At 42.4% G+C, this 15,195-nt stretch carries 12 protein-coding genes and 2 pseudogenes; 2 read left to right on the plus strand and 12 right to left on the minus strand.

The window, feature by feature from the left end:
• Positions 1–60: 60 nt before the first annotated feature.
• Positions 61–1,689: a polysaccharide biosynthesis protein gene (locus LIZ08_RS08890; RefSeq protein WP_031574286.1), complete on the minus strand. Its 1,629-nt coding sequence runs from the start codon at positions 1,687–1,689 to the stop codon at positions 61–63.
• Between the two features lie 87 nt (positions 1,690–1,776).
• Here LIZ08_RS08890 and LIZ08_RS08895 point away from each other — a divergent pair, with 87 nt between their 5' ends.
• Entirely contained in the window at positions 1,777–3,222 is a 1,446-nt protein-coding gene (locus tag LIZ08_RS08895) for a UDP-N-acetylmuramoyl-L-alanyl-D-glutamate--L-lysine ligase (RefSeq protein WP_227038698.1), read from the plus strand.
• Positions 3,223–3,257: 35 nt separating this feature from the next.
• Here LIZ08_RS08895 and LIZ08_RS08900 read toward each other — a convergent pair whose 3' ends face one another.
• From LIZ08_RS08900 to LIZ08_RS08935, 8 genes and pseudogenes are all read right to left on the minus strand, one after another.
• Positions 3,258–3,908 (minus strand): DUF1803 domain-containing protein, encoded by a 651-nt coding sequence (locus LIZ08_RS08900; RefSeq protein ID WP_129824009.1) that lies wholly within the window; start codon positions 3,906–3,908, stop codon positions 3,258–3,260.
• A 190-nt stretch (positions 3,909–4,098) separates the two neighbouring features.
• The gene (locus tag LIZ08_RS08905; RefSeq protein ID WP_195487468.1) at positions 4,099–4,677 is read right to left on the minus strand and encodes a TetR/AcrR family transcriptional regulator; all 579 of its coding nucleotides are present in this window, start codon (positions 4,675–4,677) and stop codon (positions 4,099–4,101) included.
• Entirely contained in the window at positions 4,677–5,378 is a 702-nt protein-coding gene (locus tag LIZ08_RS08910; protein WP_227038699.1) for an MBL fold metallo-hydrolase, read from the minus strand. Before LIZ08_RS08910 ends, LIZ08_RS08905 begins: the two co-directional genes overlap by 1 nt.
• Positions 5,379–5,760: 382 nt before the next feature.
• Positions 5,761–6,273, minus strand: coding sequence for a YiiX/YebB-like N1pC/P60 family cysteine hydrolase (locus tag LIZ08_RS08915; RefSeq protein ID WP_195487470.1), 513 nt, complete (start codon positions 6,271–6,273; stop codon positions 5,761–5,763).
• 63 nt (positions 6,274–6,336) lie between these two features.
• Complete coding sequence (locus LIZ08_RS08920) at positions 6,337–7,272, minus strand: manganese-dependent inorganic pyrophosphatase (protein WP_003005572.1); 936 nt, start codon at positions 7,270–7,272, stop codon at positions 6,337–6,339.
• 124 nt (positions 7,273–7,396) lie between these two features.
• Positions 7,397–8,191 carry a pyruvate formate-lyase-activating protein gene (gene pflA / locus LIZ08_RS08925; protein WP_003005017.1) on the minus strand — a complete coding sequence of 265 codons (795 nt, stop codon included), beginning with the start codon at positions 8,189–8,191 and terminating at the stop codon, positions 7,397–7,399.
• A 213-nt stretch (positions 8,192–8,404) separates the two neighbouring features.
• Complete coding sequence (locus LIZ08_RS08930) at positions 8,405–10,717, minus strand: endonuclease/exonuclease/phosphatase family protein (RefSeq protein ID WP_227038700.1); 2,313 nt, start codon at positions 10,715–10,717, stop codon at positions 8,405–8,407.
• Positions 10,718–10,846: 129 nt separating this feature from the next.
• A pseudogene (locus LIZ08_RS08935) lies at positions 10,847–11,611 on the minus strand (alpha-amylase family glycosyl hydrolase); the annotation flags it as partial.
• On the opposite strand from LIZ08_RS08935, the pseudogene treR reads away from it, so the two are divergent.
• Positions 11,585–12,163 (plus strand): annotated as a pseudogene (treR, locus tag LIZ08_RS08940) (trehalose operon repressor); the annotation flags it as partial. The pseudogenes LIZ08_RS08935 and treR overlap by 27 nt on opposite strands.
• A 180-nt stretch (positions 12,164–12,343) precedes the next feature.
• Here the strand turns inward: treR and LIZ08_RS08945 are convergent.
• From LIZ08_RS08945 to LIZ08_RS08955, 3 genes are read right to left on the minus strand one after another with little or no spacing between them, the layout of a single operon-like run.
• A complete protein-coding gene (locus LIZ08_RS08945) occupies positions 12,344–13,147 on the minus strand; it encodes an ABC transporter ATP-binding protein (protein WP_014713718.1) in 804 nt (267 codons plus the stop codon).
• A gap of 9 nt (positions 13,148–13,156) precedes the next feature.
• Positions 13,157–14,050 carry an ABC transporter permease gene (locus LIZ08_RS08950; protein WP_013903975.1) on the minus strand — a complete coding sequence of 298 codons (894 nt, stop codon included), beginning with the start codon at positions 14,048–14,050 and terminating at the stop codon, positions 13,157–13,159.
• A gap of 10 nt (positions 14,051–14,060) precedes the next feature.
• Positions 14,061–15,038, minus strand: coding sequence for an ABC transporter substrate-binding protein (locus LIZ08_RS08955; RefSeq protein WP_125826902.1), 978 nt, complete (start codon positions 15,036–15,038; stop codon positions 14,061–14,063).
• Positions 15,039–15,195 lie beyond the last annotated feature (157 nt).

Consider the following 15,195-nt stretch of genomic DNA (forward strand, 5'->3'; position numbering starts at 1 on the left):
TCTTGCTCGACAATCCAAAAATAATTGAGAGGCTAGGACTTTTGTCCCAGCCTCTCAGGTTTATTTAATGCGGAATTTTTGTCTGAGACGTGCAGCTTGACCTCCGATAAAGCGGTCAAAATACCGTAGCCATAATCCTAAGGCTCCATAGATAACAACTCCTAATCCTCCAATGACGATGATATAAATCATGCTCGATACACGGCCATTTGGTGGGAAAATCCAGCCCAAAATCAAACCGGCGATCAAGACTCCAAGTAGCATCACCACAGTCAGGATAGAACCAAGCAAGGTCCGCTTGAAGACGATGGTTCGATTAAACTGAGTGATGGTTTGGATCTCTCGATACATGAGAACGATTGGCACCATTAACGCAATGGTCGTTGACAAAAGTGGTCCATAAGAACGAAAAACCAAAATAAATGGAATTTGTAGGACCAATTTCACCACTACACCATAAAGGAAGTAGCGGATGGCCTTACGATTTTGAAAGAGGGCTTGAATCATCGGAGACAAGACTGTGTAAAGACCGAGAATTACGGTCTGCAACATTGCTACGATGAAGAGCCCTAAGGCCAAGCCATCTGGTTGCCCATAGAAAACCGTATAAAGTGGTTTTGCGACTGCTACTGCACCAAAGGTGGCTGGAAGCAAGAAAGCCAGCAACATGGTCAAGTTATCCTGTACGAGCTTCCCAGCCGCTTTTAGGTCCCCCTTCACATAATTCTCTGTCAACAGAGGAATCCCAACTCCCCCAATCGAAGTCGCTACCGCAATCAAGATCATGGTAATTTTGTTTGGATTAGCAGAGAAATAACTAAACATGACCAAGAGCTGCTTTTGACTATAGTCTGTGAACCAAGACATGACATTGATAAAGGTCATCTGGTCAACAATTTGGAAAAGCTGAATGGCAGAACCAGTGATAATAAAAGGAATGGCCTCACGAATCGTATCGATCAAGAGAGCCCGAGTATCAATCCCTTCACTTCCCTCTTGCTTTCTAAAAATAGAAGAGAGCAAGCCTGTCTTTGCAAGGTAATAAAAGAGCACCAGAAGGCTCGCTCCCATACCAATAAAAGCCGCAAAGGTCGACTGCGTCACAGCCTGCACGTAATCACCTGAGCCAATCTTCATAATGAAGAAGGTCGTGAGCAGCATCCAGATGACCCGGATCACTTGTTCTGCAATCTGGCTTATAGCGTAAGGCTTCATGTTGTTAAAACCTTGGAAAAATCCCCGAATGACACTCATCGAAGGAAAGATCAAGACAGCCCAAGAAAGACTCTGCATGATCGGAATCAACTCTTTTCCCCCACCTGAAAGACTCGCAAAGACAGGAGACAAAAGATACATGAGAATGGCAAATCCAAGGCCTAGAATTCCCATAAATTTCAAGAAGCCCCGAATCAAAGCAAAGCTATGATCCGCTTGGTCCCGGGTATTGTACTTGGCTACTTGCTTAGCAACAGCTACGGGTACTCCGGCTGTCGAAATCAAGAGAAACCAAGCATAGATATTGTAGCCCATTGTAAAAAGACCATTGGCTTGTGGCCCATATTTTCCCATCCAAATATACCAAGGAATAATATAAGCGGCTCCTAGCAAACGGCTGATAAAGTTGCTGGCTGTCATCCAGGCAGTCCCGCGTAGCATCTGGGCTTGCTGGTCATTTTGTTCGTGACTCATTGGTGTCCTCTTTCGTTTCTTCTTCTCTTCATTATAAACTTTTCCATGACACTTGTAAAATAGGGACTTTAGGTTTACAATAGTTTTATGATTACAATTGAACAAACCCTCAACATTTTAAAACAAGACCAAAATTTCCGAGAAGTTCTAGTAAATGGTGAATACTACTACCATCTAGAAGGAACAAGTTTTGATGCTATTAGCTATGATAGCCGTAAGGTTTCTGCTAGTACCCTCTTTTTTGTTAAAGGGGCCAACTTCAAAAAAGAATACCTGGAACAGGCTATTTCTAATGGACTCGGCTTTTATGTCTCTGAAAAAGATTATGAAGTTGGTATTCCTGCCATCCTCGTCAATGATATCAAACAGGCCATGAGCTTAATCGCCATGGAGTTTTATGGACACCCTGAGAAACAATTAAAACTATTGGCCTTCACAGGGACTAAGGGAAAGACAACCGCGGCCTATTTTGCTTACCATATTTTGGAACAAAGTCACCGACCAGCTATGCTGTCGACCATGAATACAACACTGGATGGTAAAAACTTCTTTAAATCGACCCTGACAACTCCAGAGAGCTTGGATCTTTTTGCCATGATGGCTGAGGCAGTAGCCAATGATCGGACCCACCTCATTATGGAAGTTTCCAGTCAAGCTTATCTGGTGAAACGGGTTTACGGTCTGACCTTTGACGTTGGTGTTTTTCTCAACATCAGTCCTGACCATATTGGACCGATTGAACACCCAACTTTTGAGGATTATTTCTACCACAAACGTCTCCTCATGAAGAACAGCCAAGCCGTTGTCATCAATAGCGATATGGATCATTTCCAAGTTTTAGCGGACCAAGTCGCGAACCAAGACCATGATTTTTATGGTAGCCAGTCTGAGAATCAAATTGAAAACTCCAAAGCTTTCAGCTTCTCAGCAACTAGTAAGCTAGCAGGCGACTACGATATCCAACTGATTGGACATTTCAACCAAGAAAATGCTGTGGCTGCAGGTCTTGCCTGCCTTCGCCTAGGTGCGAGCCTCGAGGATATCCAAAAAGGGATTGCTAAGACGCGCGTTCCAGGCCGAATGGAAGTCTTGACTCAGAAAAATGGCGCTAAGGTTTTCATCGACTATGCCCATAATGGAGATAGCTTGAAAAAACTGCTCTCAGTTGTCGAAACCCATCAAACAGGGACCATTTCACTAGTTCTCGGATCAACTGGGAATAAAGGAGAGAGCCGCCGCAAGGACTTTGGCTTACTCTTAGAAGAGCATCCTGAGATCCAAGTCTTCCTCACAGCGGATGACCCCAACTATGAAGATCCTTTGGCTATCGCTGAAGAGATTAGTAGTTTCATCACGCGCCCTATCGAGAAAATCGCAGATCGCGAACAAGCCATTCAAGTGGCTATGGCGACAACCAGCAAGCCTGAAGATGCCGTCATTATCGCCGGAAAAGGAGCTGACTGCTACCAAATCGTCAATGGCGTAAAAGAAGAATATCCAGGCGATGCCGCCATCACTGAACGTTATTTATAATCAAACGAAACAAGGCTAGGAAATTTTCCTAGCCTTTATTTTTTTATAAAAATGAATCGTTCTTTATCAAATTCGACAGCTAACTCATACTTTCCATCTTCATTTTGAATGATGTAGCCCAATAAAACTAAACTGTCGACAAAGATGTCCTTGCGCTTTTGCTGGACTACTTCTTTTTTGAGAAATTTGAGCAAAAAGCTAGTCATATACTTGAGAGCATACTCAGGATTGACATCGCCCAAAATAGCATAGAGCTTTTCTTGCTCCTCTGTCAATGGATATTGGTGGACAACCTTGTAGAAGTAATTGGAAAGGGTCTGTGCATTTCGTGCAAAGTCCGTCTCCTCTATGAGAATCGCTTCATTGGTCGTGTTGCGGAGTTCCGTTTGGAAGACCTTGGCATTTAATTCTTGATAAACTGCACTGTCCTCTCGAACAAAGACCTCCTGATCCAGGTCCACTCGATCAGCTGACTCCAAGAAGGGCAGGTTGAGGGTGTAGCGTTTATTTTCTCGAAGGATGAAGCCCGCTTTGATATATTCCTCCATGAGCTTGTCCACTGGTTGATCCGGAAATTGGGCCTTAATTTGCCGCAGGATCACATCGTCGTGCTGATCCAAATAGTTGATCAAGTCCTTGAAAAATGGCTGACGTGTCAAACGTGTGGGATTAATGATTGTAATCATGAATAGGTCTCGTTTACTGTTTTATCGGTTCGTTCTTATTGTAACATAAAAATTAGTTTAAGCGAAATCAATACCAAAGGACAAAATCTTCAATTTATAGATAGGCAGGCAATAGGGGAAAATAAGGCAATAAAAGAACTTAGTCTTTTCAATCCAAGTTTACTGTAGAAGCCCCATAAGTTATTCCAACTCATTTCATTTCTATTATTTTAAAAGAAATAAAATCAGTCAGTAGTTGCTTAATGCGTTCTGGACATTCTTCATTGTCCCTACTGTAGATACTCACTAGGCCATGTAAAAAAATAAAGATTCCACTACGAATATTTAGCGCTTCTGCATCAGATAAGTCTCTCGGTAAAAAGACATCAATAGCTTCTTCCAATAAACGATAACTTTTCATTCTCAATTGCATCAACGATTGCGAACAATCGCCTGAATCTTCATGCTCTCCACGGTAAAAAATCAATAATTCATAAAAATTACGTTCTCTAAACCCAAAATCCACGTATACTTGACAGATTTGAAGCAGACGTTCCTTATCATTCTGCTTAGAATGGCTGATTTCTAAGCAAGTATGATAGAGGTGAGTTAACGGTTTTTCCGCTACTGCATATAATATATCCTCTTTCTTTTTAAAATACTGATATATAGCTGTATGTGAACATCCTGCAGCTTGAGCAATCTGCCTAATTCCCACCTTCTGGTAAGGTTCTTTTCGGAAAATTTCCTCGGCTGCCCTGATAATTCTAGATCTTGTATCCTTTGCCATTACAAACTCCCTTTAAACCCATCCGATGCCTCAAAATCTCGTACAGCATCTTTTACCTCACTACCATGACAAACACTAACAAGTGCCTGTGAATAATCCTTGAGAATTCTTTCACCACTAGCTAAAGCCTGTCTCATATCTGCTGTATATCCTTTCATTGGTGGACGCAACTTTCCATTTCTCGTAGCTGTAAAAAGATCTCCAGCAATTAAAACTTGATCCTCTTCATGGTAATAAACAACATGACCAGGGAAATGACCAGGAGAAAATAGTGGTTTTAGTCCTGCACTACTTATCAAGTCTTGACCTTCTTGACTTTCAACAGTTATAAAAGTAGCCGGATCAAAAATCACTTTTTCCGTCTCTTTTCTATTAGGAAAAGGTTCTTTGCCTGAAATATAGGGGAATTCCTTCTCACTGATTAAAGTCGGGATGTTCCCAAAGTGCTGTCTAAGATAGGGCAAACCTTTGATATGATCTGGATGTCCATGGGTCAGAAAAATTGCTTCAATTTTTTGTGGAAGTAAAAACTGGGCAGCGTACTTCTCCATTCCTCGCATTCCCGTATCAATCACATAAAAGCGACCAGATGATTCAACTAGCCATATGCTGACAACAAAAATGCCCAATTCGAACTCAAACTTTTTTATATGTGAACTGATTTGTTTTGTACGTGTTAATAAACGATACAAGAAAGACATATTTACTTCCTCCTTTGAATTCCAGCAAAAACTAACCAGTGGTTAGTTTTTTTTGTGAAGTATATCATATTTTATCTGTCTAAACAAGAAACATCCAGAGGATAGTAGAAAAAAATACAACTTTTTCAAGTTGTATTCGAAGGTAGAACATATTTTTAAAAGCGGAAAATAATATATCGAGACTTTCCGCTGTGAGAAAAGTCCTTGAAACAATTAGGTTTCAAGGACTCGGTAGTTTTGAGACCTTAGGCTCAAAACTAAGTCATGGAACTTCCAAGAAGTTCGCTGACGTCCGCACTCATCAAAGGAAAGGATTGAAAAATTATTTTTCTTTAGTTTGATGTAACTCTTATAAACTGTATCAAAGATTCAGATTGTTGTTTCATGAATCCAAATCATCCAAATACCTTTCTTTAAACTGTAGCTGTGGTGACTGGGCTAACTGACTCGGGTTGGTTCCAGGTTGATCCAAAGGAACCGCTAGACCGAGCCCTCTGTAGTAATCTTCCCAAAACGGACTAATCTCCTCTTCCTCTTCTCCAAACTTCATGGGAATGGTCTCAAAAATAGGAAGTAGTTCTGAGATGAACTGGGAACAGTAATAACCATCTCCATCCGGATAAAAGGAAGCATTGTAGGGAGCCCCTAAAAGGTTTTTTGCCCGCTTCTTGACTTCTTTGAGATCGATTTTCGGGTAGCGATAAAGGTCATATGCTTTCCCGTCTTCAAAGAAGTCCTCAGGGGCTTGGGAAAGAACGCCACCTTCTATCGTGGCATGATAAATGAAACCGTCCAAAAAGATAGCCACATGGCTATAGTTGCCAGTAGATGCCTGGATGGCCTGCCCCATTTCCGTATCTTCTCTCACAAAAATCAAATCGCCATTTTCTAACATGATCTTCTCCTAGCAAAAAAGGAGCCGAAACTCCTTTTTAATAATGGGTTTTCCCACCTATCATTAAGCATTAAAGCTTTCAGTCAATTGAGGAACCACTTGTTTCTTACGTGAAACGGCACCTGGAAGGAAAGCGTGGTTGTTTTCAAGTTTGAAGTTGAAAGCTGCTTCTACCTTGTCCATGTTGGCACCAAGGGCAAGAATTTCTGAGTTTGAGTTGACGATGTCTGTAATCATCAAGACAAAGTCAGAGTAGCCGTTAGCTGCATTTGCTGCTTGGATAGCTGCTTCGATTTCAGCTTGGCGTTCCAAAACTTCCGCAATATCAACTGTGTTCACTTGAGCCACACGAACGTTGTTTCCGTTCAATTCAAAAGTCTTAGCATCGATATCGATCAATTCTTCTGCTGATTTGCTTGCCAAGTTAGTACCAGCCTTGAGCATGGCAAGACCGTATTCTTCCAAGTTGACACCAGCCAATTCAGCCAATTCAGGCGCAATGACTTTATCAGATGGGTGGGTAGTTGGAGATTTCAAAAGAAGGGTATCTGAAATCAAACCTGAAAGCATCAAACCTGCCAATTCTTTTGGCACTGCTACACCGTGTTCTTTGAACATGCGGTAAACGATAGAAGATGCTGATCCAACTGGTTCCAAACGCATGTAAAGTGGGCTGGCAGTTTCGAAGTTAGCCACACGGTGGTGATCCACTACACCATATACTTCTACTTCAGCGATATCTGAAACAGATTGTTGGAATTCATTGTGGTCCGTCAAGATGACTTGTTCTGCACCTTCTGCTTTAGCTGATGTGATGACGCGTGGTGCTTCCACACCAAAATAATCCAATACGAAAGCAGTTTCTTCATTAGGAGTTCCAAGAGCCACTGCTTCTGTATCCAAACCGTAAGCTTCTTTTGCAAGATAAGCAAAGGCTACAGATGAACCGATAGCATCTGAGTCAGGATTTTGGTGACCAAAAACGAGAATTTTTGACATGTTTCTACCTCTTTATTTCATTTATAGATTCACTCTATTTTAGCACGTTTTGCCATTTAAAGAAAGGGAATAGTTGTGCATTTCAATAGAAAAGACAGCTGGAAGGCCCATCTGTCTATACTTTTTATCCTTTGACCCGTTTCAGGTAATCTTGGTAACTTTCTGTTTCCATCAAATCTTTTGCATTTTGGACCCGTTCTTTTGTCGGTGGTTTCACACCCTCCAATTTGTACGGAATTCCCAATTCACGCCATTTGAATTCCCCCATAGTATGGTATGGCAGGATTTCAAATTTATCGACATTTTTTAGGGTTTTAACAAATTTTCCAAGCTCGATCAAATCATCATCCCGGTCCGTTAAACCTGGAACCAAAACGTGACGAATCCAGACTGGTTTTCCAATATCAGATAGATACTTGGCACAAGCTAGAATCGTTTTATTGGTATGGCTGGTCACAATTTTATGCCGTTCATCATTGATCTCCTTGATATCCAGAAGCACCAAGTCTGTCACTGCCATCAAGCGGTCAAATTTTTCCAGGTAGCGAGGGGTATTTCGGAAAGGTAGAGCACAAGTATCCAAGGTACAATGAATGCCCAACTCTTGAGCCTTAGTAAAAAGTGCAATCAAAAAGTCAATCTGCAAGAGGGCTTCTCCACCACTGACAGTGATTCCCCCTTTTTCGCCCCAAAATCCACGATAACGGAGGGCTTCTTCTAAGACATCATCCACCGTCCGCTCACGGGACTTGTTGGTTTCCATTGCCCAAGTATCTGGATTGTGGCAGTATTGACACCGCATTTGACAGCCTTGAAGGAAGACAATAAAGCGGATCCCAGGCCCGTCTACTGCCCCAAAACTTTCTGTTGAGTGTACCATTCCTGTTACTTTTCCATAGTCAACTGTTTCATTTTCCATTGAGGAACCTCTTCTCTTGAAAACGTTTTATGATTTTATTATAACACGATTCCATCTATTTTAAAGAGTTTAAGCCTCTTTTTGAAAAGAAACTGTTCTTTTCAGTATGTTTCATTGTCCTAGTACAGTTTCCAATATGGAACCATCTGTCCTGTATTTTAGGAGAAAAAAAGGAGCCAGCGACTCCTTTTTTTAATCTTTTTTTAGAAAACGTTAGTGAGTCGTCCTTTTCTTCTTATACCAGACAAGACTCATCGTAGCTACTGCCACTCCAAAAAGAGCTAGATAGCTTGTTTCTTGTCCAGTAGATGGAAGGATTTTCCGTTTGCCTGGTGTCTTAGTTTCTGTTGTTGCCTCTTCCTTGTCTTCTTGCTTCTCATCTTCGTTCTTGCCCTTCTCTTTGCTTTCAGCTGTTGAACTCTTTTGTTCATTAGCTTGGTCCTGATGAGGGGCTAGTTGAGTTCCTGTATTCGATGAAGAAGGGCTAGTTTGTCCCGTTGGTTGTCCTATATTTCCTTGTTGATCATCCGTCGGCGTTCCTGAAGTTTGTGCTCCACTAAAGTCGATTTGGACCAAGACAGGATCATGGTCTGATGCACGACCGTGTTCCTTCATAAAGGAAGCATTGATATGGACTGGTTCAAACCTTGCTTTAGCTGCCATGTTGTTTGAGATAAAAATGTTATCCAAAACTTGATTGCTACCACGGTAGAAATAAGAATAGCGATCGCCTGCATCATGTTGGGCCATTAAGTTTGTTAGTTCGTTGCCAGCAAGGATCTGCGCCGTGGTTGAGAAATCGTAGTCATTAAAATCACCCGTCAAAACAAAGGTGGTCTTCGGATTTTGCTTCAAGCCTTCTTGAACGAATTGATGGATGACACTGGCTTGTGCTTCACGAGTTGGCAAGGTATGTTCCACTGCTGGTTGGCTTGCCCCATAAATAGCATCATCTCCGATTTTTGATTTCAAGTGATTGGCAATCACCACAACTGGTTGACCTTTGAATTCAAATTCAACAGCTAAGGACTTGCGAGTATGATCAAACGATGGGTCATTAGGGGCAATCCGAGCTGGATTTTTAACCAGGTGTCCCTTGTCAAATTGCGCTGCCTCGTTGCTAGTTGCTGCCTCTTTTTTGGCTAAGGTTACGCGTTCTGGATTGTAGAGGATTCCCAAACGAATATTGGAACCAGGCTTTCCTCCGTCAGCGCCATCTACTGGAGCAACCTCCGTATACTCATAGCTCTTGCCACCCAATTCCTTGATCCGATTGGCTAGTTTGCGTCCACTTTCAACACCACTGGTCGTTCCGTCATCCACACTACCATTATTGTCCTGCACTTCGATCAAAGTAATGATGTCTGGATTGTGAATTTCATGGATAAAGGAATTGGCAATCAGCGTCACCTTATCCTCTGGGGTTTCATTTTTGGCATTGTTGGCCGAGAAATTTTCAATATTGTAGGAAGCGATGGTCAGCTTGTCCTCACTTGGTTGGGTTTGAGCTGCTTGACGCTGCAAGCCACCGTCTTGGACCATCAACTGTTGAGTGGGCTCTAATTTATAGAAGCTATTTCGATACGTTACCACTCCTGTCACATCTTCTGTAAAGTAATCCTTGGCTTTTGCGACAAACTGATTCCCAACATAAATCGGGATTGCCGCTGTATTTTGCGCATGTGGCCGTAGATTCAGACCCCCAATATTGTTAAAAGGAAGGCCTGTAAAATCTTCTCCCAATACATAGATATCTCCTTTGTACTGGGGACCAAGGACATGCGGTTTCTTCACCACCGTGAGCATTCCTTCCAGGCTTTCCCAATAATCGAGGGCATCGGTTTCTGGAGCATAAGCAGTCGGATTAGGCTTCACATCTGCTGGCATGCCCGCAGTGATATTCACAGCTTCTGGAAGAGGGGCTGTCCCGTCTTTGGTGATCCAAGCATCGACCAGCATGGTCACCGTTAAACTATTCGTTGGTTCCTTAAAGGTCTTCCCAGCTCCCAAGGTGACTTCTTCCATATAGCCTTCCTTGACAGTACCTGTTATTTTAACCTTGTCGCCGACCTTGACCTTGTATTTGGAAACTACATAAATCCCATCTGAAGTCCGACTATTCCCATCCGATTCAATATCTTGGGCATAAAAACCATAGCGGTCTGTCTTGGTCACCACTACATTTTTGATGGCTACCTTTTGGCCTTCCAGTGGAGAGCGTTGCGATTCCCCTTGAATGTCCCCGATCTTAACCGTTTTCTCCTCAGTAGCGTCTGAGGAACTGCTAGATGTCTCTTCTTTATCACTCGAAGCTCTCGTCGTAGCGTCTGTAGTTGTTGTTGTAGCGAAAGTCGAATGATTTGTCGAGCTTTCCTCGCTGCTAGTATTCGTCACAAGCGCTGGCTCTGAAGTCGAAGCTGTGGTCTCGTCTGCAACTACCGTGAGGGCACTGCTAAAGCCCCCCAACTGACTAGCCAATAAGGTGGCTACTCCCAGTAGGCGAATCTTTTTACCGTTTTTTCTCATGCGTTTCTCCATCCCTAAAAAGTTTTCCTCTTTTATTATAAGGGAATGACTTTGCATTTTCAAGCGCTTTCAAAAATATTTTTCAAAAAGAAAAACACTTCGACCCAAAAAGATCGAAGTGTCAAGAACTTAAGCTAAAATTGCCAGTGTCTGATACGGTTTCAGAATTACTTTTTCAGAAAGCTTTACATTCTCATAGTTGGACAAGAGCACGCGCCATGCTTGGTAGTCTTCTGGAATCGCTACTTCAACTTCACTTCCATAGAAATGATTGAGTACCAAGAGTTTTTGACCGTCTAAGTGGCGTTCAAAAGCATAGACTTCTTGACTATCTTCCAGTGCTGGCTGGTAGCTTCCTTCTGAAATGATCCGCATTTCTTTGCGCAAGCGAATCAATTCTTTATAGAAGGTAAAGATTGGTCCATCCATCTCCTTTTCAACGTTGAAGTCTTTATAGGACTTCCCAACTTTCAACCATGGCGTGCCTGTTGAAAAACCGGCATTTAGAGAAGCATCCCATTGCATGGGCGTACGTGAATTATCACGTGACTTAGCTTGGATAATCTTGAAGGCTTGCTCAGGTGACTTGCCTTGGTCCAAGAGCATTTGGTAAGCATTGATGGACTCCACATCCACGTAATCTGCCATCGAATCATAGTCTGGATCAATCATGCCGATTTCTTCCCCCATATAGATATAAGGGGTCCCACGTGACAAGTGAATGCTAGCTGCGAGCATGGTCGCTCCTTCATTGCGGAAGTTCTTGATATCTACAAAGCGATTCAAAGCACGAGGTTGGTCATGGTTATTCCAGAAAAGGGCACTCCAACCACCACGTTCACTCATTTCCTTGCCCCAAGTATGATAGAGACGTTTGAGCTCTTGCAGGAAGAAGGCTTTATCGAGACTGTTCAAGGGATGGGGTCGCAAATTTGTAGGCAAGCACACTTTGACTTCCCCGTTTCCCAATTAACCAGCTATCAAGAAATCGTCAAAGCTTCTGGTCTTCGCTCAGAAACCAATGTCATTCGTTTGGAACAAATCAGTATCGATGAAAAAGGAGCTAAAAAGACAGGTTTCCCTCTTCACCGTTTGGTTTGGAAAGTAACCCGGCAACGGGTGGTGGATGGTGTCGCTTCTGTCTTAGATATTGATTACCTAGACAGAGAGCTGATCCCTGGCCTGACCAAGGAAATTGCCCAGCACTCTATCTACCAATATATAGAAGAAGACTTGAAATTGCAGATTGGCTATGCCAAAAAAGAAATCTTGATTTCACCAATCGATAATCGTGACAAAATCTTACTGGATCTTGGAAAAGACAAACACGTGGTAACTGTCCGTTCCCAAGTTCACCTAGCAGACGGACGCCAATTCCAATTCACCGAAAGCCGACACAAATTAGACAAGTTTCATTTTGTCGACTATGCAGAACGGAGGAAATAAAGGAGGCTGGGACAAAAGTCCTAGCCTCTCAATTATTTTTGGATTGTCGAGCAAGACGCAGTGGTTGAGTGGGCTCTACTACGCTGATTTCATCAGCTTTTACAGCCCTACTCAACTGTGCGGAGGTGGGACGACGAAATCGAATTCTAACGAATAACCGATTTCTGTCCCACTCTCATTTTATCCTAATACCAATTCATCACTTACCAGGGTTTCACCACTGTTTTGTTGGAAGAGGCGCATCAAATCTTCAACCGTTAGGTTTTTCTTTTCTTCTCCTTTGACGTCGACCACGACCTTGCCTTGGTAGAGCATGATCAAGCGGTTGCCGTATTCAATCGCATGGTTCATATCATGCGTAATCATCAAGGTTGTCAAATCATGGCTTTCCACGATCTTTTGGGTCAATTCCATGACCATTTCACTGGTCTTGGGATCGAGCGCTGCGGTATGTTCATCCAGAAGCAAGAGTTTTGGTCTAACCAAAGCTGCCATGACCAAGGTCAAAGCTTGACGTTGCCCACCAGACAAATATTGGGTATCTACCTTGAGACGATTCTCTAAACCGATATTCAGTTCCTTCAAGGCTTCACGGAACAATTCGCGATCTTTCTCCCGAACTCCCCAGCTCAAACCACGAGATTTCCCCCGACGTTGGGCAATCGCCATATTTTCTTCAATGGTCAAACGAGAAGCCGTCCCCATCTTAGGATCTTGGAAGACACGCGCAATATCTTTCGCACGCTTCCGAACACTCGTATTTTTAATGGAGTTACCTTCTAGCAAGATATCCCCTTCATCCACGACTAGATTTCCTGCCAAGATGTTCATCAAGGTTGATTTCCCAGCTCCATTTCCACCGATAACCGAAATGAAATCTCCTTCTTCCACTTGGAGATCCAAGCCTTTTAAGACATGGTTTTCATTAACCGTTCCTGCTTCAAATGTCTTATGAATGCCTTCAATTGATAATAATGTTGCCATACTTTTCTCCTACTTATTTCCTAACTTCAATCCACGAACACGAAGACGTTTTTGCGCCTCAGGAGCGAACAAGACAATCGCAAGCAAGATCGCATTGAAGAGACGGACCATATTTTGATCGAGATTTGGGATCTCGTAAATATTTAAGATAATCAAACGGTAAACAATGGCTCCAACCCCGATTGAAAGCAAGCGCCAACCAATGGTCAATTCGTGGATCAAAACTTCAGCGATAATCACAGCACTCAAGCCGACTACGATCGTCCCTGTACCAGAAGTCACATCTGAGAAACCATCATTTTGTGCAAACATGGCTCCACAAAGGGCAATCAAACCATTCGAAATCATGTAGCCCAACATCTTCATGTTATCTACATTGACCCCATTGGCCTCACTCATTGGAATGTTATCACCAGTCGAGCGCAAAACCAAGCCAAGTTGCGTCTTCATTAAGAGAGTTAACAAGATACAGACGATGATCAAGCAAGAAATGCTAATCAAAAAGACAGCTTCTTCATTAGAAAGACCTAATTTCATCACACTCTTGAAAATGGTACTAGAATCTCCGATAGAAAGGTTAGGAACCCCTCCCATGATTTTGATATTGATAGAGTAGAGACCGGTCAAAGTGACAATCCCTGTCAAGAGGGCTGGAATTTTCATTTTTGTATGGAGAATTCCAGAGACCAATCCTGCGATCATTCCGGCTAGGAAGCCTAAAAAGGTTGCAAGCCAAGGATTTCTTCCGGCTTGAATTTGGGATGCTACAACTGCTGCCCCAAGTGGAAAGGCTCCTTCTGCCGTCATATCAGCAATATCTAAAATTCGAAATGTTAAGTAAACACCGATCGCCATGATCGACCACAATAAACCTTCTGATAAACTTGATAAAACAAAATTCATCTCAAACCTCCTATTTTTCTACCTTCAACGAGCTAATATCAATTCCAAGCTCTTTAGCCATCTCTTTATTGGTGTGCAATTCTAATTTTTCAGGTGTTTCAACTGCGACTTTGCCGGGTTTCTCACCCTTCATGATGCGAATGGCCATCCGAGCAGCTTGTCTTCCCAATTCCTCATAATCAGTACCAAAGTTGTACAAGCCACCAGTAGCCACCATTTCAGCAGAACCTCCAAAAACTGGCACCTTATGACTAATCGATACCTGTTTTACAGTTTCCATTGTAGAAGAGATAATATTGTCTGTCGGAACAAAGACGATATCTGCTTCTGACATGATACTGTCTGCTGCAGCCTTCACATTGTTACTATCGAGGATGGTTTTTTCAACCACTTGATAGCCTTTAGCTTCAAGGATCTTCTTCGCATTATCTTTTTGGACGACTGAGTTAGGCTCACTTTGCGTATAGAGGATCCCAACTGTTTTCGCCGTTGGAAGCACTTGCTTAATCATGTCTACCTGTGTAGAGATCGCATCTTCTGACTGGTCACTTGTCCCTGTGATATTGCCACCTGGTTCTTTCAAGTTTTTCACCAATTTCGCTGCCAATGGATCGGTCACAGCTGAGAAAACAATAGGTGTTGATTTAGTGGTATTAGCCAAACTTTGTGCGGAAGGGGTTGCAATCGCAAAGACTAGATCACTTTCTTCTGCCAATTGTTTAGAAATATTTTTCAGATTTCGTTGCTCCCCTTGAGCATTTTGGAAATCGATCTGAATATTTTTCCCATCTACATAACCCTCTTTCTTCAACTCCTCGATAAAGCCTTTTCGTGTCGCATCGAGCGACTTATGGGTGATGTACTGGGAAATCCCAATTCGAAAGACATTGTCTTTTTTAGTATCCTTTAGATTGTGTAAGGTCACCAATGATGTTAACAGAAGTCCTACAACCAGGACAGGTGCTAGCAATTTTTTCACTACTTTCATTTATTGACTCCTTTTCTTCAAAATAAACAAAAAATCCGCTTAGATGATACTCTAAACGGATGCTTGAAATTCTCCAACAAGTTACAAAACCTCGGTCCATTTAGATACTAGCTCTATGGACCATCATCAAAAATCTTAGCCACATAGATACAAACAA

Source organism: Streptococcus sp. 210928-DFI.4.42 (assembly GCF_020554365.1).
Classification (GTDB): domain Bacteria; phylum Bacillota; class Bacilli; order Lactobacillales; family Streptococcaceae; genus Streptococcus; species Streptococcus parasanguinis_S.

Coding starts and splice junctions, on each gene's coding strand:
- LIZ08_RS08890 (WP_031574286.1), bottom strand. CDS start 1,689: ATGAGTCACGAACAAAATGACCAGCAAGCCCAGATGCTACGCGGGACT.
- LIZ08_RS08895 (WP_227038698.1), top strand. CDS start 1,777: ATGATTACAATTGAACAAACCCTCAACATTTTAAAACAAGACCAAAAT.
- LIZ08_RS08900 (WP_129824009.1), bottom strand. CDS start 3,908: ATGATTACAATCATTAATCCCACACGTTTGACACGTCAGCCATTTTTC.
- LIZ08_RS08905 (WP_195487468.1), bottom strand. CDS start 4,677: ATGGCAAAGGATACAAGATCTAGAATTATCAGGGCAGCCGAGGAAATT.
- LIZ08_RS08910 (WP_227038699.1), bottom strand. CDS start 5,378: ATGTCTTTCTTGTATCGTTTATTAACACGTACAAAACAAATCAGTTCA.
- LIZ08_RS08915 (WP_195487470.1), bottom strand. CDS start 6,273: ATGTTAGAAAATGGCGATTTGATTTTTGTGAGAGAAGATACGGAAATG.
- LIZ08_RS08920 (WP_003005572.1), bottom strand. CDS start 7,272: ATGTCAAAAATTCTCGTTTTTGGTCACCAAAATCCTGACTCAGATGCT.
- pflA (WP_003005017.1), bottom strand. CDS start 8,191: ATGGAAAATGAAACAGTTGACTATGGAAAAGTAACAGGAATGGTACAC.
- LIZ08_RS08930 (WP_227038700.1), bottom strand. CDS start 10,717: ATGAGAAAAAACGGTAAAAAGATTCGCCTACTGGGAGTAGCCACCTTA.
- LIZ08_RS08945 (WP_014713718.1), bottom strand. CDS start 13,147: ATGGCAACATTATTATCAATTGAAGGCATTCATAAGACATTTGAAGCA.
- LIZ08_RS08950 (WP_013903975.1), bottom strand. CDS start 14,050: ATGAATTTTGTTTTATCAAGTTTATCAGAAGGTTTATTGTGGTCGATC.
- LIZ08_RS08955 (WP_125826902.1), bottom strand. CDS start 15,038: ATGAAAGTAGTGAAAAAATTGCTAGCACCTGTCCTGGTTGTAGGACTT.